Origin of the sequence: Aquimarina sp. AU474 (assembly GCF_900312815.1) — a bacterium.
In the GTDB taxonomy this organism is placed as follows: domain Bacteria; phylum Bacteroidota; class Bacteroidia; order Flavobacteriales; family Flavobacteriaceae; genus Aquimarina.
The window spans coordinates 1-17,973 of the sequence record NZ_OMPE01000004.1; the positions used below are offsets into that span (position 1 = coordinate 1).

14 protein-coding genes and 1 rRNA gene are annotated in these 17,973 nt (G+C 32.2%); 7 read left to right on the top strand and 8 right to left on the bottom strand.

All coding sequences use genetic code 11. The features are described from left to right. From rrf to DK508_RS01315, 6 genes are all read left to right on the top strand, one after another. Positions 1 to 85, top strand: a 5S ribosomal RNA gene (gene rrf / locus DK508_RS01290); the annotation flags it as partial. Between the two features lie 130 nt (positions 86 to 215). Continuing rightward, the gene (locus DK508_RS01295) at positions 216 to 1,070 is read left to right on the top strand and encodes a LytTR family DNA-binding domain-containing protein (RefSeq protein ID WP_109298936.1); all 855 of its coding nucleotides are present in this window, start codon (positions 216 to 218) and stop codon (positions 1,068 to 1,070) included. Between the two features lie 139 nt (positions 1,071 to 1,209). Next, positions 1,210 to 1,800 (top strand): hypothetical protein, encoded by a 591-nt coding sequence (locus tag DK508_RS01300; RefSeq protein WP_160114512.1) that lies wholly within the window; start codon positions 1,210 to 1,212, stop codon positions 1,798 to 1,800. Positions 1,801 to 1,913: 113 nt separating this feature from the next. After that, positions 1,914 to 3,293: an exonuclease domain-containing protein gene (locus DK508_RS01305; RefSeq protein WP_109298938.1), complete on the top strand. Its 1,380-nt coding sequence runs from the start codon at positions 1,914 to 1,916 to the stop codon at positions 3,291 to 3,293. Positions 3,294 to 3,304: 11 nt separating this feature from the next. Next, a complete protein-coding gene (gene dinB, locus DK508_RS01310) occupies positions 3,305 to 4,525 on the top strand; it encodes a DNA polymerase IV (RefSeq protein WP_109298939.1) in 1,221 nt (406 codons plus the stop codon). Positions 4,526 to 4,536: 11 nt separating this feature from the next. Next, positions 4,537 to 7,560, top strand: a complete 3,024-nt coding sequence (locus tag DK508_RS01315; RefSeq protein ID WP_109298940.1) for a DNA polymerase III subunit alpha — start codon at positions 4,537 to 4,539, stop codon at positions 7,558 to 7,560. A 109-nt stretch (positions 7,561 to 7,669) separates the two neighbouring features. Here DK508_RS01315 and DK508_RS01320 read toward each other — a convergent pair whose 3' ends face one another. Further along, the gene (locus DK508_RS01320; RefSeq protein WP_160114513.1) at positions 7,670 to 8,485 is read right to left on the bottom strand and encodes a hypothetical protein; all 816 of its coding nucleotides are present in this window, start codon (positions 8,483 to 8,485) and stop codon (positions 7,670 to 7,672) included. Positions 8,486 to 8,776: 291 nt separating this feature from the next. Here DK508_RS01320 and DK508_RS01325 point away from each other — a divergent pair, with 291 nt between their 5' ends. Then, positions 8,777 to 9,286: a hypothetical protein gene (locus tag DK508_RS01325; RefSeq protein WP_109299236.1), complete on the top strand. Its 510-nt coding sequence runs from the start codon at positions 8,777 to 8,779 to the stop codon at positions 9,284 to 9,286. Positions 9,287 to 9,316: 30 nt separating this feature from the next. Here the strand turns inward: DK508_RS01325 and DK508_RS01330 are convergent, their stop codons facing one another. The 7 genes from DK508_RS01330 to DK508_RS01355 all read right to left on the bottom strand — a co-directional run bounded on the left by DK508_RS01330 (position 9,317) and on the right by DK508_RS01355 (position 17,542). Beyond that, positions 9,317 to 9,556: a DUF6095 family protein gene (locus DK508_RS01330; RefSeq protein WP_109298942.1), complete on the bottom strand. Its 240-nt coding sequence runs from the start codon at positions 9,554 to 9,556 to the stop codon at positions 9,317 to 9,319. Next, positions 9,540 to 10,358, bottom strand: coding sequence for an N-acetylmuramic acid 6-phosphate etherase (murQ, locus tag DK508_RS01335; RefSeq protein WP_109298943.1), 819 nt, complete (start codon positions 10,356 to 10,358; stop codon positions 9,540 to 9,542). The genes DK508_RS01330 and murQ overlap by 17 nt, the downstream gene beginning before the upstream one ends. Before the next feature lie 63 nt (positions 10,359 to 10,421). Further along, positions 10,422 to 11,240, bottom strand: a complete 819-nt coding sequence (locus DK508_RS01340; protein ID WP_109298944.1) for a DUF4249 family protein — start codon at positions 11,238 to 11,240, stop codon at positions 10,422 to 10,424. 3 nt (positions 11,241 to 11,243) lie between these two features. Then, complete coding sequence (locus DK508_RS01345; protein ID WP_109298945.1) at positions 11,244 to 13,682, bottom strand: TonB-dependent receptor; 2,439 nt, start codon at positions 13,680 to 13,682, stop codon at positions 11,244 to 11,246. Between the two features lie 295 nt (positions 13,683 to 13,977). Then, entirely contained in the window at positions 13,978 to 14,142 is a 165-nt protein-coding gene (locus DK508_RS20990; protein ID WP_160114514.1) for a hypothetical protein, read from the bottom strand. A 301-nt stretch (positions 14,143 to 14,443) separates the two neighbouring features. Further along, positions 14,444 to 15,085, bottom strand: coding sequence for a hypothetical protein (locus DK508_RS01350; protein WP_109298946.1), 642 nt, complete (start codon positions 15,083 to 15,085; stop codon positions 14,444 to 14,446). A gap of 231 nt (positions 15,086 to 15,316) precedes the next feature. Next, positions 15,317 to 17,542: an NADP-dependent isocitrate dehydrogenase gene (locus DK508_RS01355; protein ID WP_109298947.1), complete on the bottom strand. Its 2,226-nt coding sequence runs from the start codon at positions 17,540 to 17,542 to the stop codon at positions 15,317 to 15,319. Positions 17,543 to 17,973 lie beyond the last annotated feature (431 nt).

The window sequence follows — 17,973 nt, forward strand, 5'->3', positions numbered from 1 at the left end:
TCACCTCTTACCATTCCGAACAGAGTAGTTAAGCCCGTTAGCGCCAATGGTACTACAATCGTGGGAGAGTAGGTCGCCGCCTTCTTTGAAAACCCTTCATTACTATAATGAAGGGTTTTTTTTATGCTCAAAAGCCTAAGAAACTAATTTGTATACTAATCTTTTACCTACTAACTTTATCATATCTAATTATTTGATATAAAATAGAGTATGGCATGTATAATAGAATTATAAATAGTGTGTTATCTTCAAAAGATAAATTAATAATCCCTATTCTATTTAGTAGTTTAGCCTTTTTACTTCTTGTTTTATTTCAACCATTTGAGTATAGATCCTATACGTTTTTTAAAACTCTTGGAGATTCATTCCTTTCTGCATTTTTAGTGTTGTTAGCAACATTATTTACAAGAGTTGTAGTTCCTTATTTCTTTTATGAACAATGGAGAAAAGAGAATAGAAAGTTTATAAATAATAGTATCGAAGTTCTTTTTGATGTGATACTATTTCTTGTATTTTCTTTTTTCATAAACTTAAGTAACGGAGGTTTTATAAATCAAAACTATATAACGTGGTTAGGATTATCATTAAAATATGTTTTGATTTTTGAAGTGTTATTTATCCCATTATCATTATTTGTTCAATATTATTTTTTAGATAAACCTATAAATGATAGAGAAGATTCTTTTTTCTCTAAGCAAAATTTGGAAGTTTCTTTAAAACCTACTGCAATAAAAATACGTTTTACTTCTAAAACTGAACAAGAACATATTGAGATATTTCCTCAAGATCTTATTATGATTAAAAGCTGGGGTAATTATATAGAAGTGTTTTATATGAAAGATCATGAAGTTGTTTTTTCTTTATTAAGAAATACACTTACTAATATTAATAACTCTATAAAAGAACATCCTTTTTTGTTTCAGTGTCATCGTTCTTATGTGATTAACATTAATAGGGTTTTAGTAATAAAAGGTAATGCTAGAGGATATCAACTTACAATTGAAGGTATGTCGACTATAATTCCGGTTTCTAGATCAAGGATTTCATTATTTGATTCATTATATAGATAATAATAGACTTGTTATTTTGCTATAATTGGTGTTGGATTTTTCCATCTTGGCACAAAAACTTCCCATTCGTCCCATTTATGAAAACAGCGTAAATATTGTGTTTTTATTTGTAGTGATCTTATCTATAAACAATGTATTTATGAAAATTTCACAAATCATAACAATCATAGGAGTATGTATATGTGTTGTAAATTGTAAAACTGTAAAAACCGATAATTTACTAGAAGCTCCTGATTCTTGGAGACAAGAGGTGTTAGAATTTCCATTATTATTTGCGCGATCATTACCTTATAAAGGAGAAGAACATATACGTTTTGCTGAAGGTTGGGGAGATATTAATAGTGAGTCATATTTTAGTTATGTTTTTTTATGGAGCTTAGACGAAAATCCTGATTTGACCATTACAAAAATTGAATCGGATATGAATATTTATTTTACTGGTTTAATGAAAATGGGGTTGATAACAAAGTTTCGATTTTTTAAAAAACTACCTAAGACTGTTGCTTCTTTTAAAGAAGAAGACAAATCTTTTGAAGGTATCATTGAAGTATATGAGGCTTTCTTTAAGAAAGAAATGATAATTTTGAATACTAAAATATCAATATCTTATTGTAACAAACAGGGAAAACATTTTGTTTATTTCAGATTATCTCCTAAAAAATTTCAAGATCCGATCTGGGATGAATTACATAAAGTAAAAGTGAAATTTGATTGTGATATAACACCTTAGTATCCTTTTAATAGTTTTTAGGCACACAGTAATTAGGAATAATTCCTAATTATAGGAAATATTCCAATAATTGATTTTTTTGTACTATTTTTGTACTTCTTAAAAAAAGTATAATGCACGACCAGTTATATTCAGTTATTGATGTAGAAACTACCGGAAAAGGTATTTTGGGTAACCGTATCACAGAGATTTGTGTTGTGTTATTACAAGGAGACAAAATCATTGATAAGTTTACGTCTCTGGTTAATCCAGAACAAAATATACCACCATTTATTACAGGGCTTACAGGTATTGATGATAATATGGTTAGAGATGCTCCTAAGTTTTATGAAATAGCAGAACGTATTATTGAAATAACTACAGGAGCCATTTTTGTAGCCCATAACGTTAATTTTGATTATAATGTAATTAGAGATGAGTTTAAAAATAGCGGGTATACTTTTACTAGGAAAAAACTATGTACGGTACGTTTATCTAGAAAGTTAATCCCTGGATTATTCTCGTATAGTTTGGGTAAACTTTGCGCATCACTTTCAATACCATTAGTAGATCGACATCGTGCTCAAGGAGATACTGATGCTACTGTAATTTTATTTCAACGAATATTAGAACTTGATTCTGAATTTATAATGATAAATTCTTTTTTAAATGCACGTTCTAAAGAAGCTACACTTCCTCCACACCTAGATGCAAATACAATTAATACATTACCTATAGAAACAGGCATTTATCTATTTAAAGATCAAAAAGGAAAGGTTATCTACGCAGGTAAGGCAAAGAATATTAAGCAACGAGTGATTAGTCATTTTTATGATAAAAAGAATAAAGAATATGCTCTTGGACAAAATACATATACTATTGACTATGAGGTCACAGGTAATGAATTGATTGCATTGTTACTAGAAGCAGATAAAATTCAAAAACACTATCCAAAATTTAATCGTGCTCAAAAAAAGGCAATAGCTCCATATCGGATCATACAGTATATAAATAGAAGAGGTGTTATACAACTTGCTATAGATAGATCAAAAGGAACAGATCATTCATTAGAAGTGTTTTATAAACAATCTGATGCTATAGAACAATTAGAGCGATTATGTTTTGATTACCAATTGTGTCCGCGGTATTGTAGTCTTCAAAATACTTCAACTCGATGTTCACATTATCGTATTAAGAATTGTAAAGGAATATGTCATGGTAAAGAATCAGTGGCATTATATAATATAAGAGTACAGCAAGCATTATCATCTTTAATGAAACAAAAAGAGACTTACCTAATAAAAGAAAAAGGTAGGACTATAGATGAGCATAGTTTTGTTATGATAAAAAAGGGGATTTATAAAGGGTTTGGTTTTATACATCAATCAGAACAAGTATCACATTTGGATGATTTTGAAACCTTTTTGATATTACAAAAACATACATATCATACAACGCAAATCATCAAGAGTTATTTACGAAAACATGGGGAAAACAATGTTTTATATATGTAAAAGGAATAATTATGAATACTACAATTGTACATTTCGATTTGGATACTTTTTTTGTGTCCTGCGAACGTCTTTTGGATAGCAGATTAAACAATAAGCCTGTAATTGTGGGAGGTACGGGAGATCGCGGAGTAGTTAGTGCAGCGAGTTATGAAACCAGAGCATATGGTGTTCACTCAGGAATGCCTATGAAGATGGCTAGACAATTATGTCCTAATGCAATTTATATACGTGGTAATGCAGGCACATATACTAAGTTTTCAAAACAAGTAACTGAGATTTTACAAAGTGAAGTACCAGTCTTAGAAAAAGCTAGTGTAGATGAATTTTACGTAGACCTTACAGGTATGGACCGTTTTTTTGGCTGTTATAAGTTTGCTTCAGAATTACGAAATAAAATTATTAACGAAGCAGGATTGCCAATATCATTTGGACTTTCAGTAAATAAAACAGTTTCTAAGGTTGCTACTAATGAGGCTAAACCAAATAATCAATTAAAAATTGATACGGGTTACGAAAAAACATTTTTAGCCCCATTATCGATCAAAAAAATCCCAATGGTAGGAGAGAAAACCTATCGTACTTTTTGTAATATGGGAATCAAAAATGTGCATACAGTACAGCAAATGCCTGTTGAGATGATGACCTCTGTTTTTGGAAAAAACGGTCGGCTTATATGGCAACGTGCCAACGGTATTGATCATACACCTTTGGTAGAATATCATGAGCGAAAATCTATATCAAGTGAGCGCACATATGGCCAAGATACAATTGATATTACTACTCTTAAAACTACAATTACTGCAATGGCAGAGAATTTAGCTTTTCAATTACGTAGAGGTGGCAAGCTTACTTCTTGTGTAACTATTAAGATTCGTTATTCAGATTTTCAAACATATTCAAAACAACTTAAAATACCGTACACATCGGCAGATCATCATTTGATACCCATCGTAATGGAGCTTTTTGATAAGTTATTTACTCGAAGATTGTTGATACGTCTTGTAGGTGTTCGGTATAGCAGTTTAACAGCAGGAACGTACCAAATTAACCTATTTGATAACGAAAAGAAAACAGTAAACCTGTATAAGGCTATGGATAGTATACGAATTCGCTATGGAGACCGAAGTATCATGCGTGCTGCCACAATGGGAGAAGGGGCTCGAACTATCGGGAATTATATAAATCCATTTAATGGAGAACCACCTATTGTATTGGCTCATAGGACACAATAATTTGAAATTAAATGTATTTAAATAATCATTCATATTATAGTTTGCGATATGGTACTATTTCCGAAATTGAACTTTTGGAAATGGCACAGCAGCAAGGGTGCACCTATTTTCCTTTGACCGATATTAATAATACTTCGGCTTGCTTAAATTTTATAAGGAAAGCGCCTTCTTATAATATCATTCCTATTGTAGGAATTGATTTTCGTAATGATGCTCAACAATGTTATGTTTGCCTTGCAAAGAATAATCAAGGTTTTTTAGAACTAAATCATTTTCTTTCTAAGCATTTGCATGAAAAAAAGGTTTTTCCAGATGAGGCACCATCTTTTAATGATAGTGTAGTTATTTATCCATTTGAGAGATTATTAACTATAGGTAAAACTAATTTTTTGGCGAATGAATTTATTGGTGTAGAGCTTACTGATATTAATAAATTGCGATTTTCAAAATTGAGTGAGTTTACTGATAAATTAGTAATATTACATACTGTTACTTTTCGCAATAAACGTGATTTTAATACACATCGATTATTACGGGCTATCGATACAAATATCTTACTAAGTAAATTATCTATAATACAGCAAGGTAAGCCTGAACATACAATGCGCTCTTCAAGAGTTTTTAAAGAGGCTTTTGAAAATTATCCACATATTATTAAAAATACAACACATCTGCTTACTCAGTGTAGTATAGAGTTTAACTTTTCAAAAAACAGAAAAAATCAAAACTTAAGAACTGTTTTCGATAGTATTGATACAGATTATAAAAAACTTGTAAGCCTTTGCGAATTAGGATTACCAGAACGCTATGAAGTAGTAACAAATTCTATACGTGAACGCTTAGAGAAAGAACTTTCTTTAATCAAGCAACAAAATTTTGTAAGTTTTTTTCTGATTAATTGGAAAATCATTCAGTATGCAAAATCCAAAGATTATTATCATGTTGGTCGCGGAAGTGGAGCAAATAGTATCGTAGCATATTTATTAGAGATTACCGATGTGGATCCAATAGAGTTGGATTTGTATTTTGAGCGTTTTATGAATTTATATCGTGCTAGTCCTCCTGATTTTGATATTGATTTTTCTAGTTGGGATAGAGAGGATGTTACTCGCTTTATTTTTGAAGCTTTTGGGAGTAATGATCAAGTTGCTCTATTGGGAGCTTATGTATCTTTTAAGCATAGTGGAGCAGTACGAGAATTAGGAAAAGTGTTTGGACTTCCTAAACATGAAATAGACAAGTTAAGTGATGGTAAATATGATTATCAAAAATTAGATGAACTCTCTAAACTGGTACTTAAGTATGCAAAAATTCTACACGGACGACCAAATTATATAAGCATCCATGCAGCTGGAATTATTATTTCAGAGAAACCTATTCATTATTTTTCTGCCACCCACTTACCACCTAAAGGGTTTCCTACAGTTCAGTTTGATATGCATATAGCAGAAGATGTGGGATTATATAAGTTTGATATTTTAGGACAGCGAGGATTAGGAAAAATAAAGGATGCTATTGTTATCATTAAAGAAAATTATCCGGATGTTACTTTACCCAACATTCATAATGCCAAACCTTTTTTTGAAGATCCTAATATTAATGCAATGATCGAAAGAGCAGAATGTATAGGGTGTTTTTATGTAGAATCCCCTGCAATGAGGATGCTATTAAAAAAACTAGGCGTACGTGATTATTTAACACTAGTAGCAGCAAGCTCTATTATACGTCCAGGAGTAGCCAAAAGCGGAATGATGAGAGAATATATCTTACGTCATAAAAATCCTGAACGACGAAAACAAGCGCATCCCGTGTTATGGGATATTATGCCTGACACCTATGGGGTGATGGTATATCAAGAGGATGTAATTAAAGTAGCTCACCACTATGCAGGACTGGATTTGGGCGAAGCTGATGTGTTGAGAAGAGGAATGAGTGGTAAATATAGATCACGAGAAGAATTTCAGACAGTAAAAGATAAGTTTATTTCTAATTGTCGCGAACGAGGAGAAACCGATGATGTAATTTTTGAAGTATGGCGGCAGATAGAAAGTTTTGCGGGTTATGCTTTTGCAAAAGGACATTCGGCTTCATATGCTGTAGAATCTTATCAGAGTCTGTTTTTGAAATGTTACTATCCTTTGGAGTATATGGTGGCAACAATTAATAATGGCGGAGGGTTTTATCGTGTAGAGACGTATTTGCATGAAGCGAGAATGAATGGTGCTACTATCTATGCGCCTTGTATTAATCTTAGCTCAATAGAAACTACAATTCATAAAAAAGAAATTTATTTAGGTTTTCAGCATTTACAAGGACTTGAAAAACGTATAATGTTAAAAATAATAGATGCCAAAGTAGATGGAGTATTTACCTCTTTAGATAATTTTATGGAACGCGTGCCGCTTTCTATTGAACAATTGGATATTCTGATTAGAATTAATGCATTTAGATCTTTAGGTAAGGATAAACGAAGTTTATTATGGGAAGCTCATTATAAATGTAATCATATTAGTATTAATGAATTACAGAAACAGCTTTTTAAGATAAATGTTAAAGATTTTACATTACCAAAATTTACAATTACAGATTTGGAGAGTGCTTTTGATCAATTAGAATTATTGAATTTTACTCTCTACGATCCTTTTATTTTGTTAGAAACATCTCCGAGTAGTAGTTTGTTAAATACTGATTTAACTCAGTATTTAAATAAAATTATTGTGATCTATGGCTACTTAATTACAGTTAAAAACACAAGTACTTCTAAAGGAGATCGAATGTATTTTGGAACTTTTTTGGACCAGAAAGGAGAATGGATAGATACGGTACATTTTCCTCCGGTAGCAAAAAAGTATCCTTTTAGGGGCAAAGGTGTTTATCAAATTACCGGGAAAGTGGTTTCAGAGTTTGGCTTTTTAAGTATTGAAGTGATTAAGCACAAACGAATGTCATATGTGTCAGACCCGAGATTTGATACTACTTATAACCGCAAAGAGTTACCAAAGGAGCACGGGAAACCTTTTGGGGTATTAAGGTAATATAATTGAAATTATTGGATATAGGTAAATAAAAAACGACACCTATAGGGGTGTCGTTTAAAAAAATTTTATTTTGGGGCTACAAAATAAAATTCGGTATTTTAATGAACTAGTTTTCCATATTATAACTGGCAAACTGTTGCATAGCTGTTTGAGTAAGTTCTTTTGCTCTATTCACATAAAAACTTTTTGTATCATCTAAAGATTCGTTTTTCAACTCATTTTCACTTCGTAAATAATCTGCTTGAGCTTCGAATCTTGATTCGTCATTTAATACAACACTTAATTCTTGTAAAGCACTCTCAAGTTTCTTTAATGCAAGCTCAGCTTTAGATTTTATTAATGATTGTTCCTTAAATTCGGCAGCGCGTCTTGCTTCAAATTCTGCTTTTTTTCTATTCTGTTCGGCAATTTGCTGTTCTAATTTTTGTTGCTCTATTTCTAATTGATGGCGTTTTGCTTCTAATTCTTGTTGTTTCATAGAAACTTCTTCAGCTACTTCAGCGATTTCATTTTCTTCTATAGAAGCTTGATCTGCATATACATCCGTATCAGCATTAGCTTGACAAAACGTTAATTCTTCTAGTAATTTGGATCCTAAATCTTTAGCGCGTTTAGCAAAGAATCTACTACGCTCATATGTATCTTGTTGCAACGAGCTTACCATGTCTTCTTTTGCTGCATATGCCGTTTCATTGGCCTTTTCACAACCACATTGATCAGCTAAATCTTCAACTTGTTCAAAAGCTTCTATAGCTTTATCAGCATATTCTTGTGTATGATAAACGTTATTTGCTCCATGCGCTTTCTTACTATGAGAATATGCATAACTAGCTGCAGTTAGGGCATCTTCATACAAATCCTGGGCATTAATTTGGAGGACAAAACAAGATAAGAATAAAATAAGTGAGATTTTCTTCATCATATGGGGGCTTTTGAATCACTAAGCAATAATACAATATTTTTTATGTAACGTCCAAAAAAAAACGTCATTAATCGATAAAATACGTATTTTATCTTAATTTTTACGGGTAAACCTTAGTTTTGGTGATACATATCCTACTGCCTTGTAAGAATGAGCTTTATTATGGTCTGTGTATATCATCCAAAACGGTAATCTTCCTTTAATATTTTAAAGTAATGGCAAAAAAATAAAAATTACACTTAGATAGATTTTTGTTGTAAGTTAATTATGTATATTACGTCTATATTTTTTATGAAACAACATATTATATCCGCAATTAATCATAATCTTAATAATGCGATCGCTTTATTAGACGCTATAGATTTAAAAACCTATCAAGATACTTCTATTGGCCCTTATTACTCTAGTATAGGGTCTCATGTAAGGCATACTTTGGATTTTTTTGATTGTATTATTAACGGTTTGGACACCAATGATATTGATTTAACGGCTCGTAAACGAGATGAAATTATATCTACAGATAAAGAAGCTGCAAAACTTCATATTTATAATTTACAGGAAACATTAGTTTCTTATGTAGATGTAAATACGGACTACTTAATTCATGTTACTGATAATATGGGGCAAGGTAAGGTAACTGTAAATTATACGTTAGAAAGCATTTTATCTCATGCTAATAGTCACGCGGTTCATCATTATGCAACTATAGGGTACATATTAGATCGATTAAATATTGAAATCAAAATTCCGGGATTTGGCTATAACCCTACTACACCTGTTAATAAAAGAGAAGGTATTTGATTGTAAAGGGTAATGTGTTTAATTTTTTAATTACTTCTTCTTACCGAACATAGATTCCATAATAGTTCTTAGCCCTCTAAAAGCCATGAATATAGCAAATACAGCACCAATTAGACCTAATATCAATATAGGGATATATAATGGGTGATCTTGATTTTTGAAAGCAGAGTGAATGATAGCTGGGCTAATAAACATAAAAATTAGAGCAATCGCCATACGTTGTACCCCTTTACCTAGCAAATCTTTATTAGTTCTATTTGGTTCTTTCATAATTATCTATTGCATTACGCACACTTCCGTGATTTTTTAATAAATAGGCGGCTTTTTCTCTATTAATATCCAGCTCTTCCATAATCATACGTGTCCCTCGATCTACCAATTTATTATTGCTTAGTTGCATATCTACCATTTTATTACCTTTTACACGACCTAATTGTATCATCGTACTGGTAGAAATCATGTTTAGCACTAATTTTTGAGCAGTACCAGCTTTCATACGCGAGCTTCCTGTTACAAATTCGGGACCAACAGTAACTACAATGGGAAACCTTGCCGTAGTGGCCAAAGGACTTCCTTGATTACATGTTATGCAACCGGTAATAATGTTATGCTGGTTGCATTGTTGTAATGCTCCGATAACATAAGGGGTAGTGCCAGAAGCGGCTATACCAATTACTACGTCATTTTCAGAAATATGATATGCTTCAAGATCTTTCCATCCCTGATTTGTATCGTCTTCGGCAAACTCAACTGCGCTACGAATAGCAGTATCTCCACCAGCTATTAAACCAATAACCAAATCATGCGAAACTCCAAAAGTAGGTGGGCATTCACTGGCATCAACTATTCCTAATCGGCCACTAGTTCCTGCACCCATATAAAAGAGTCGACCACCGTTTTTGAGTTTATCGACAATTTGAGTGACTAAGATCTCAATTTGAGGTATTGATTTTTTTACAGCTATAGGTACCGAATTATCTTCGGTATTAATGTTTGTAAGTAGCTCATTGATACTCATTTTTTCTAAATGATCATAATGAGAGGATTGTTCGGTAGTTCTTATAAATGACATGCGTCAAAAATACTGATTTTTGATGTCAAGAAAAATGGTTGCTTTATTTTATTGCAATAAATACTACTCCTCTACAGTGAAACCTAATCTGCTAGCCTCAGAAAGGTTGAAATAACCTAATGGATAATTATCAGGATTTGTGGTATTTATGATGTTTCCTCTTAATACTACCGGAGGTGTTAAAAAAGGATTGCCCCCTTCTTGTTCGCTTTGTTCTATCAATAGATTAGCATAGTTAAAATAGCGTTCATCGATACCTAATATTTTAATAGTAAGATTTTGTCCAGCAATCATATCTTCGTAGAAGTAAGAAAAATTAAAAGATTCTCCTTGGTAAAAACGATCCTCGCTAGCTAGAAATAAACTGAAATCAAAATCAAAGAGATAATAATCATCTCGGGCTCCATCATCTGTAAAAAATATAATAACCTCAGTTTCATCTCCATCAAAAAGAGTTGCATCTCCTTGCACAATATTATCAATAGGAACTGTAGGTACAAGTTCTGTTGTAGCCGTATATGTTTCGTTATCGTAGATAACAGTAAGGGTATATGATGTATTGAATTCGGGAATAAATTCGACTATTTCTGGTGTGTAAAATCCTGGTTCAATAGACTCTGCAAAATTAATTATGGTATTATTACTTTGGTTAGTTATAAAAACTGTTGCATTACTAACCGTGGGAACTTCATCATCAAAGAATGGGGCGGATAATGTTAAACGCACGCCACCTTCTATGTCAACTGGAGTTTCATTTAGATAGGTTTCAAAAGAGGCATCTATGACCAATCTGGGTGCACCATTAGGAAGGTCAACATCTATTACATCTTCACAACTTGTAACGATCAATGTTAAAACTAATATATATAGTAATTTCTTCATTTTCTAGAATTTAAAATTATAAGTAACAGCAGGTATGATACCAAAAATTGAAGTTCTTGTAGCTTCATTTACAAAAGTATCGGTGTTCCTTGTAAAACTTATTGATGCTGCATTTCTACGGTTATACAGATTGTAAATGCTAAAAACCCATTCTCCTTTCCATTTTCTATTTTTGTTTTTTCTTGGAGTTAATGTGGCCGAAATGTCTATTCTGTGATATGATGGTAATCGTTCACTATTTCTAGGCGAATCAAAGACAGGAACCACAAGTCCTTGAAATTCAAATTGACCTGTAGGATAATTTGTAGGTTGTCCCGTTTGGAATACAAAATTGGTTCCAAATTTCCATTTCTCATTTAATTCATAACTTCCGTTAAAGGAAATATCGTGGGTCTTGTCATAAGGTGTATTGTACCATTCATTATTATTAATCCCTGGTTCTTGAAGTGTTCTCCCTGGCGTTTTTTGTTCAGATTTTGACAAAGTATACGCTAACCATCCTTTAAATTTCCCTTCATTCTTTCTTAGCAATAATTCTAGTCCATATGCTCTAGCTTTACCATTAAGAATATCTTGTTCTATAGCATTATTAGCGATAAGTTCTGCACCATCTATATAATCGATACGATTTTTAATGTCTTTGTAAAAAGCTTCAATTTCAAGAGAATATTCATTATCTCGTATACTTTTAAAATAACCAATAGCATATTGATTAAGTAATTGCGGTTTTATATATTTCCCGCTGGGCGTCCATACATCCAAAGGAGTAGGGGAGCTTGTGTTTGATAAAAGGTGTAAATATTGAGCCATTCGGTTGTAACTTGCTTTAATTGAAGTATTGTCATTAAATGCGTATGCTAGCGCTATTCTCGGCTCTATATTAGTGAAGGTTTCGATTTGATCGCTTCGACTAAAGCTTTCGGTACTTATGGGATCCGCTCCTTCATAAATTTGAAGTTCTTCGTTAAACAATAATGGATTATCATTTTGGTATATGTTTAATTCATCTTGCCCTAATCGTATAAAATTACTTAAACGCACTCCATATTGTAAGGTTAAATTGTTAGAAACCTTATGTTCGGCATCGATATAAGCTCCAAATTCATTGGCATATTTATCAATTAGTTTTTCTCTAATAATCCCCGAATCCTCACTATTGGGTTTTATTTCACCAGGATTAAATCTGAAATAAATATTATTGATCCCGTAATTAAGTTTAAAATTATCACTGATATAGTGATTAAGATCGTATTTGATGTTAAAGTTTCTTATTCCCGAATCCCATTCAAAACCTACAAAATCAAGTTCGAGGCCATAAAAATAATCCGAATAAATAACCGAAAGATTAGAAAACAACTTGTCTGAAAATAAATGATTCCATCTTAAATTAAGCACAGTATTACCATATGTATTCTCAAAACTTTCACTTATAGCAAATACATCTCTTCCAAAGTACCCAGATAAATATAAGCTGTTATTATCATTTAACTTGTAATTAAGTTTGGTGTTAAGATCATAAAAGTAAGCTACATTATTATTCCCATCGTCGACAATAGGTAAGAAAAGGTGTGCATATGATGCTCTACCACCAACTAAAAAAGCTCCTTTATCTTTAACGATTGGCCCTTCTAATAATAACCTGCTGGCAACTGCACCAATACCACCGCTTGTTCTAAATTTTTTACTATTCCCTTCTTTTTGATAAATATCTAATACCGATGATACTCGCCCCCCGTATTTGGCAGGTATACCTCCTTTATAAAGTTTGATATCTTTAATTGCATCTGGATTAAATACTGAAAAAAAACCAAAAAGATGAGATGAATTAAAAATGGTAGCTTCATCGAGTAAGATTAGGTTTTGATCTGCTGCTCCACCTCGAACATTAAAACCAGAAGCTCCTTCACCACCACTAGTTACTCCAGGAAGCAGGATAATAGATTTAATAACATCGGCTTCGCCAAGAACGACAGGAATTTGTTTAATGGTTCCGGCTGTAAGCTTATTAAGACTCATTTGTGGAGTCTTGATGTTTAGTTTTTCTGCTTTTTCTGTAATGATTACCTCTTCGAGTGTTTCTGATGCTTCGCTAAGCTGAAAATTAAATTTTTTATCTTCATTTAGATTAACTTCTTGAACGATATCTTGAAACCCTATATAACTAACTTGTAGTTTGTAGTTGCCTTGTGGTAGTGTTATTGAATAAAAGCCGTACTCATTAGTCACAACTCCTTTTCCCATTTCTGGAAAAATAACATTTACACCAATAAGAGTTTCGTTACTTGATTTTTCGGAGATCGTTCCACTAATTGTGAATTTTTCTTGACCATATATTGAAAATTGTAGGGTACAAATAGTCAGAAGACTAAATAAAATGTTCTTTTTCAAAAGCAATATTTTTAAAATTTGTACGGTTAGGAAAGTTTTAAGGGAATGTAACATTCCAAAAGTACTAAATAATCATTTTAAACTATAATATGTTTACCTTAAATATATGTTATTTATTATGGTTCTTATCGTAATTAATACCTACAAAATAAAGTGCTATGAAAACCATCTTTGACATAAAACAATTTAAATGAATTAACAGGTTTTATTACATAAAAAGTGTTGCTCATAAGGTTTTGAAAGAGGATTTTTTACACAGAAATATATTCGTATAGGGCTAACTATTTTAAAAGTATGAGCAGATTATAGTGATATTTTTCTTCTGGCATATTACAGTAACCTTTTTCAATTAAGGTTTCCAGTAAAAGCTAACAGGCACCCATTTTGCGGAGTGTAAAATATCATTACTTCTGGATTGACTACTGGTATCGTATTTAATATATACTTGGTCGTTTTCTGAAAATACATAGGCAGAATTTATTTTTTTGGTTAGTACTGTGCTTTTGTTTTTCATTTGGGGTTTTATTTATTTAGATAAATAAATATCAATTTTTGTGCCTAAAACGGATATGTGGATGACGTTTTTTTATAAAAGGAAATATTGTTTTGTATGTTCTAAATTTAAAGTGTTGATAGGTAGTAATTTATGGGTGTTGATTGTGTGTTGAATTTTTTGTAAATTTTTTTAATACTTTCTTGTTGTATAGTGAATCTTTAATGGAGTACTTTAGATTGATGTTGTTTGTATTAGAAAATAGATTGTATCATAAATGGGAATCAATTTCCTGTACTGTAATACTCAGATGTATCGATGATTAATTTTTTAATTCTTTCTTATATCGATTTTTTCCTAAATTGAATACTCCTAATTTTGCCCCTAGACCAATAGAAAAACCATTAATATTAGCAATGTCAGATGGAACCGAATCAATAGCAGTAGAATATCGGTACTTTATACCGCCTTCTAATTGAACGAATTTATTTAAATTTAAAAGAGCATTGACTCCCGGTTCAAATACCAACATCATATCACTACCTTTAGTTACATCTCCAGAACCTTCTATATAACCTAATCCCATTAATAACGGGATAGATAGTTTTATCTTTTTATCGTTGAAAAGTACATTCTCTACATGTAACCCTCCATAAAACCCAAATATTTCGAAATCCTGATTTAGGTCTCGATCAGTTTCTTTTAAAGGAGAATAAAAAGCTTTTATCGCTACTCCTAGTTCCATTCGTCTATTCGCGACATAGGCTAACTTGCTGCCAACAGTAACGATGTTATTTCCATCATCAATTTGACCATAACCTATATCAAGACCAAGGTATACACCATGTAAAATGTTTTTTCTGTCATTAAATTCGATGTAGTCTTTGTCGTCAGTTTGTTGAGCTATGTTAGCTTGACTTGTTAATAGTATTGTTGTGAGTATGGATAAGGTTAGTTTTTTCATGTGAGTAGAGTTTCTAAATAAGTATGATTGACAAGATATTTTCTACAAGATTTTTTAGTGTATAGGCTATTTGTTTTCAATTAATAATTCTTGGAGGTTAACTTTCCTATTGTTATTGACAATAGAAAAAATGAAAGGTTGCATCTAATAGATAATTTAATTAATCGAAATAAAAAAAACCTGTAGATAGAAGATCTACAGGTTTTACTCTTTATTTATCTCGTGTTTTATTTACGCGTTTATAATAGTGTTTAAAGTTTCACTAGGACGCATTGCATTAGATATTTTATTCATATCTGGCCAATAATAACCACCCATGTCTACAGTATTACCTTGAGCATCAATAAGTTCTTGAGTAATTTTTTTCTCATTATCTGCCAATTCTTTTGCAAGAGCAGTAAACTCTTTTTGTAATTCCGTATCCTGAGTTTGTTCTGCAAGCTCTTGAGCCCAATATAGCGCCAAATAAAAATGACTACCTCTATTGTCGAGTTCATTAACTTTTCTAGATGGAGACTTTTTCTGGTCTAAAAACTTAATGGTTGCCTGATCTAATGCTTCGGCAATAATAAGAGCTTTAGTATTGTTGTTTGTTTCTCCTAGGTGCTCTAATGAAACAGCTAGGGCTAAAAATTCTCCTAAAGAGTCCCATCTCAAGTGCCCTTCTTTATTAAATTGTTGCACGTGTTTAGGGGCAGAACCACCGGCACCGGTTTCAAAAAGACCACCACCATTCATAAGCGGTACAATAGATAACATTTTGGCACTTGTTCCTAATTCTAGGATAGGGAAAAGATCTGTGTTATAATCTCGTAATACATTTCCGGTAACAGAAATAGTATCTTTTCCATCTTTAATTCTTTCTAATGAAAAACGTGTAGCTTCTACCGGAGACATAATTCTTATATCTAAACCTGTAGTATCGTGCTCTGGTAAATATGTATTTACTTTTTTAATCAATTCAGCATCGTGAGCTCTGTTTTTGTCTAACCAGAATATCGCCGGAGTATTAGTCGCTTTGGCTCTGTTTACAGCTAATTTTACCCAATCCTTAACAGGAGCATCTTTGGTTTGACACATACGCCAAATATCTCCTTGCTCAACATTGTGCTCTGTTAATACATTTCCGGAAGTGTCAGTAACTCGTACAAGGCCATTTCCTTGGATTTCAAAAGTCTTGTCATGAGATCCATATTCTTCAGCTTTTTTAGCCATTAAACCAACATTAGGGACTGTACCCATTGTAACAGGGTCAAAAGCACCATTCTTTTTACAGAAATCAATAGTTTCTTGATAAATCCCCGCATAGCTACTATCAGGGATTACTGCTTTGGTATCTTGAGTTTTTCCATCTGCATCCCACATTTGACCAGAAGTACGTATCATAGCTGGCATAGAGGCATCTATAATAACATCACTAGGCACATGTAGATTAGTAATTCCTTGATCCGAGTTTACCATAGCTAGTTTTGGTCCTTTTTGATAACAAGCTTGTATGTCGGCTTGTATTTCAGTTCTTTTAGCATCAGGAACTCTCTTAAGCTTATTGATAAGGTCACCAAAACCATTGTTTACTTCTACACCTATTTCTTCAAGTGTCGCGGCATGTTTTTCAAAAACATCCTTAAAGAACACCTCTACTGCATGTCCAAAAATAATAGGATCAGAAACCTTCATCATCGTTGCTTTCATATGTAATGAAAACAAAACGTTTTTTTCTTTGGCATCTGCAACTTGTTCTTCAAGAAAAGTGATAAGGGCTTTCTTACTCATCACTGTAGCATCAATTACTTCTCCTTTAAGAAGTGTTGTTTTTTCTTTTAAAACAGTAGTATTTCCGTCATGATCTATAAATTCAATTTTTACATCTCCACCTTCCGAAACGGTTACGGACTTTTCATTAGATCTAAAATCACCACTAGACATTGTTGCAACATGAGTTTTAGAATCAGCACTCCAAGCTCCCATAGAATGAGGGTTTTTTCGTGCATATTGTTTTACAGGTTTAGGAGCTCTACGGTCAGAGTTTCCTTCTCTTAATACAGGGTTTACTGCACTACCTTTTATTTTGTCATATCTAGATTTGATATCTTTTTCTGTATCGTTTTCAGGTTCTTCAGGGTAATTTGGCAAATCAAAGCCTTGAAGTTGTAATTCAGCAATAGCAGCTTTTAATTGCGGAACAGAAGCACTGATATTTGGTAGTTTAATAATATTTGCTTCTTGCTTTTGTGCAAGTTCACCTAACTCTGCTAAAGCATCACTTTGTTTTTGTTTATCTGAAAGTTTTTCAGGAAAATTAGAAAGGATTCTAGCTGCAAGAGAAATATCTTTTGTCTCTATAGTGATATCTGCAGATTTGGTGAATTTTCTAACGATAGGTAGAAAAGAGTACGTAGCTAAAGCAGGTGCTTCATCAGTTCTGGTGTAAACAATTTTTGAGGTATTAACTCCCATATTTTAGTTTTTTATTAAGGGTACTTTATTTCAGTCAAAATCTAATGATTTCTGATCTCCCTTCATTTATTGCTGAACTATTACCTTGAAGAATAGTTAGTCGATTTACTTTTCTAAGACAAACAATATTGATAATACATTTTGATATTAATACAAACGATCTGTTTTGCAATAGTATTGGTCATAGAATTTCCGAGCGCGAAGATACAAATCTAGTAAGGTAAATGCAACCTACTAGGTGTTAGTTTTGCGTTAAAGGATTTGAATTGTGGTTTTACAAAAAATAGAGAGATATTCTACGGGGTGATAAAAAATAGTGTAGTTCTTTTGTGATTTTGGTCAAAAATTAAAAAGCCATATCAAGAATACGAATATTTTGATATGGCTTTATTGGAAATAATGATCTTATGTAAGCTGTTTTACCCGCAATG

What these genes read in the sequence shown, in the direction of transcription:
- DK508_RS01295 (WP_109298936.1), top strand. Translation starts at nt 216, where the DNA reads ATGTATAATAGAATTATAAATAGTGTGTTATCTTCAAAAGATAAATTA.
- DK508_RS01300 (WP_160114512.1), top strand. Translation starts at nt 1,210, where the DNA reads ATGAAAATTTCACAAATCATAACAATCATAGGAGTATGTATATGTGTT.
- DK508_RS01305 (WP_109298938.1), top strand. Translation starts at nt 1,914, where the DNA reads ATGCACGACCAGTTATATTCAGTTATTGATGTAGAAACTACCGGAAAA.
- dinB (WP_109298939.1), top strand. Translation starts at nt 3,305, where the DNA reads ATGAATACTACAATTGTACATTTCGATTTGGATACTTTTTTTGTGTCC.
- DK508_RS01315 (WP_109298940.1), top strand. Translation starts at nt 4,537, where the DNA reads ATGTATTTAAATAATCATTCATATTATAGTTTGCGATATGGTACTATT.
- DK508_RS01320 (WP_160114513.1), bottom strand. Translation starts at nt 8,485, where the DNA reads ATGATGAAGAAAATCTCACTTATTTTATTCTTATCTTGTTTTGTCCTC.
- DK508_RS01325 (WP_109299236.1), top strand. Translation starts at nt 8,777, where the DNA reads ATGAAACAACATATTATATCCGCAATTAATCATAATCTTAATAATGCG.
- DK508_RS01330 (WP_109298942.1), bottom strand. Translation starts at nt 9,556, where the DNA reads ATGAAAGAACCAAATAGAACTAATAAAGATTTGCTAGGTAAAGGGGTA.
- murQ (WP_109298943.1), bottom strand. Translation starts at nt 10,358, where the DNA reads ATGTCATTTATAAGAACTACCGAACAATCCTCTCATTATGATCATTTA.
- DK508_RS01340 (WP_109298944.1), bottom strand. Translation starts at nt 11,240, where the DNA reads ATGAAGAAATTACTATATATATTAGTTTTAACATTGATCGTTACAAGT.
- DK508_RS01345 (WP_109298945.1), bottom strand. Translation starts at nt 13,682, where the DNA reads ATGTTACATTCCCTTAAAACTTTCCTAACCGTACAAATTTTAAAAATA.
- DK508_RS20990 (WP_160114514.1), bottom strand. Translation starts at nt 14,142, where the DNA reads ATGAAAAACAAAAGCACAGTACTAACCAAAAAAATAAATTCTGCCTAT.
- DK508_RS01350 (WP_109298946.1), bottom strand. Translation starts at nt 15,085, where the DNA reads ATGAAAAAACTAACCTTATCCATACTCACAACAATACTATTAACAAGT.
- DK508_RS01355 (WP_109298947.1), bottom strand. Translation starts at nt 17,542, where the DNA reads ATGGGAGTTAATACCTCAAAAATTGTTTACACCAGAACTGATGAAGCA.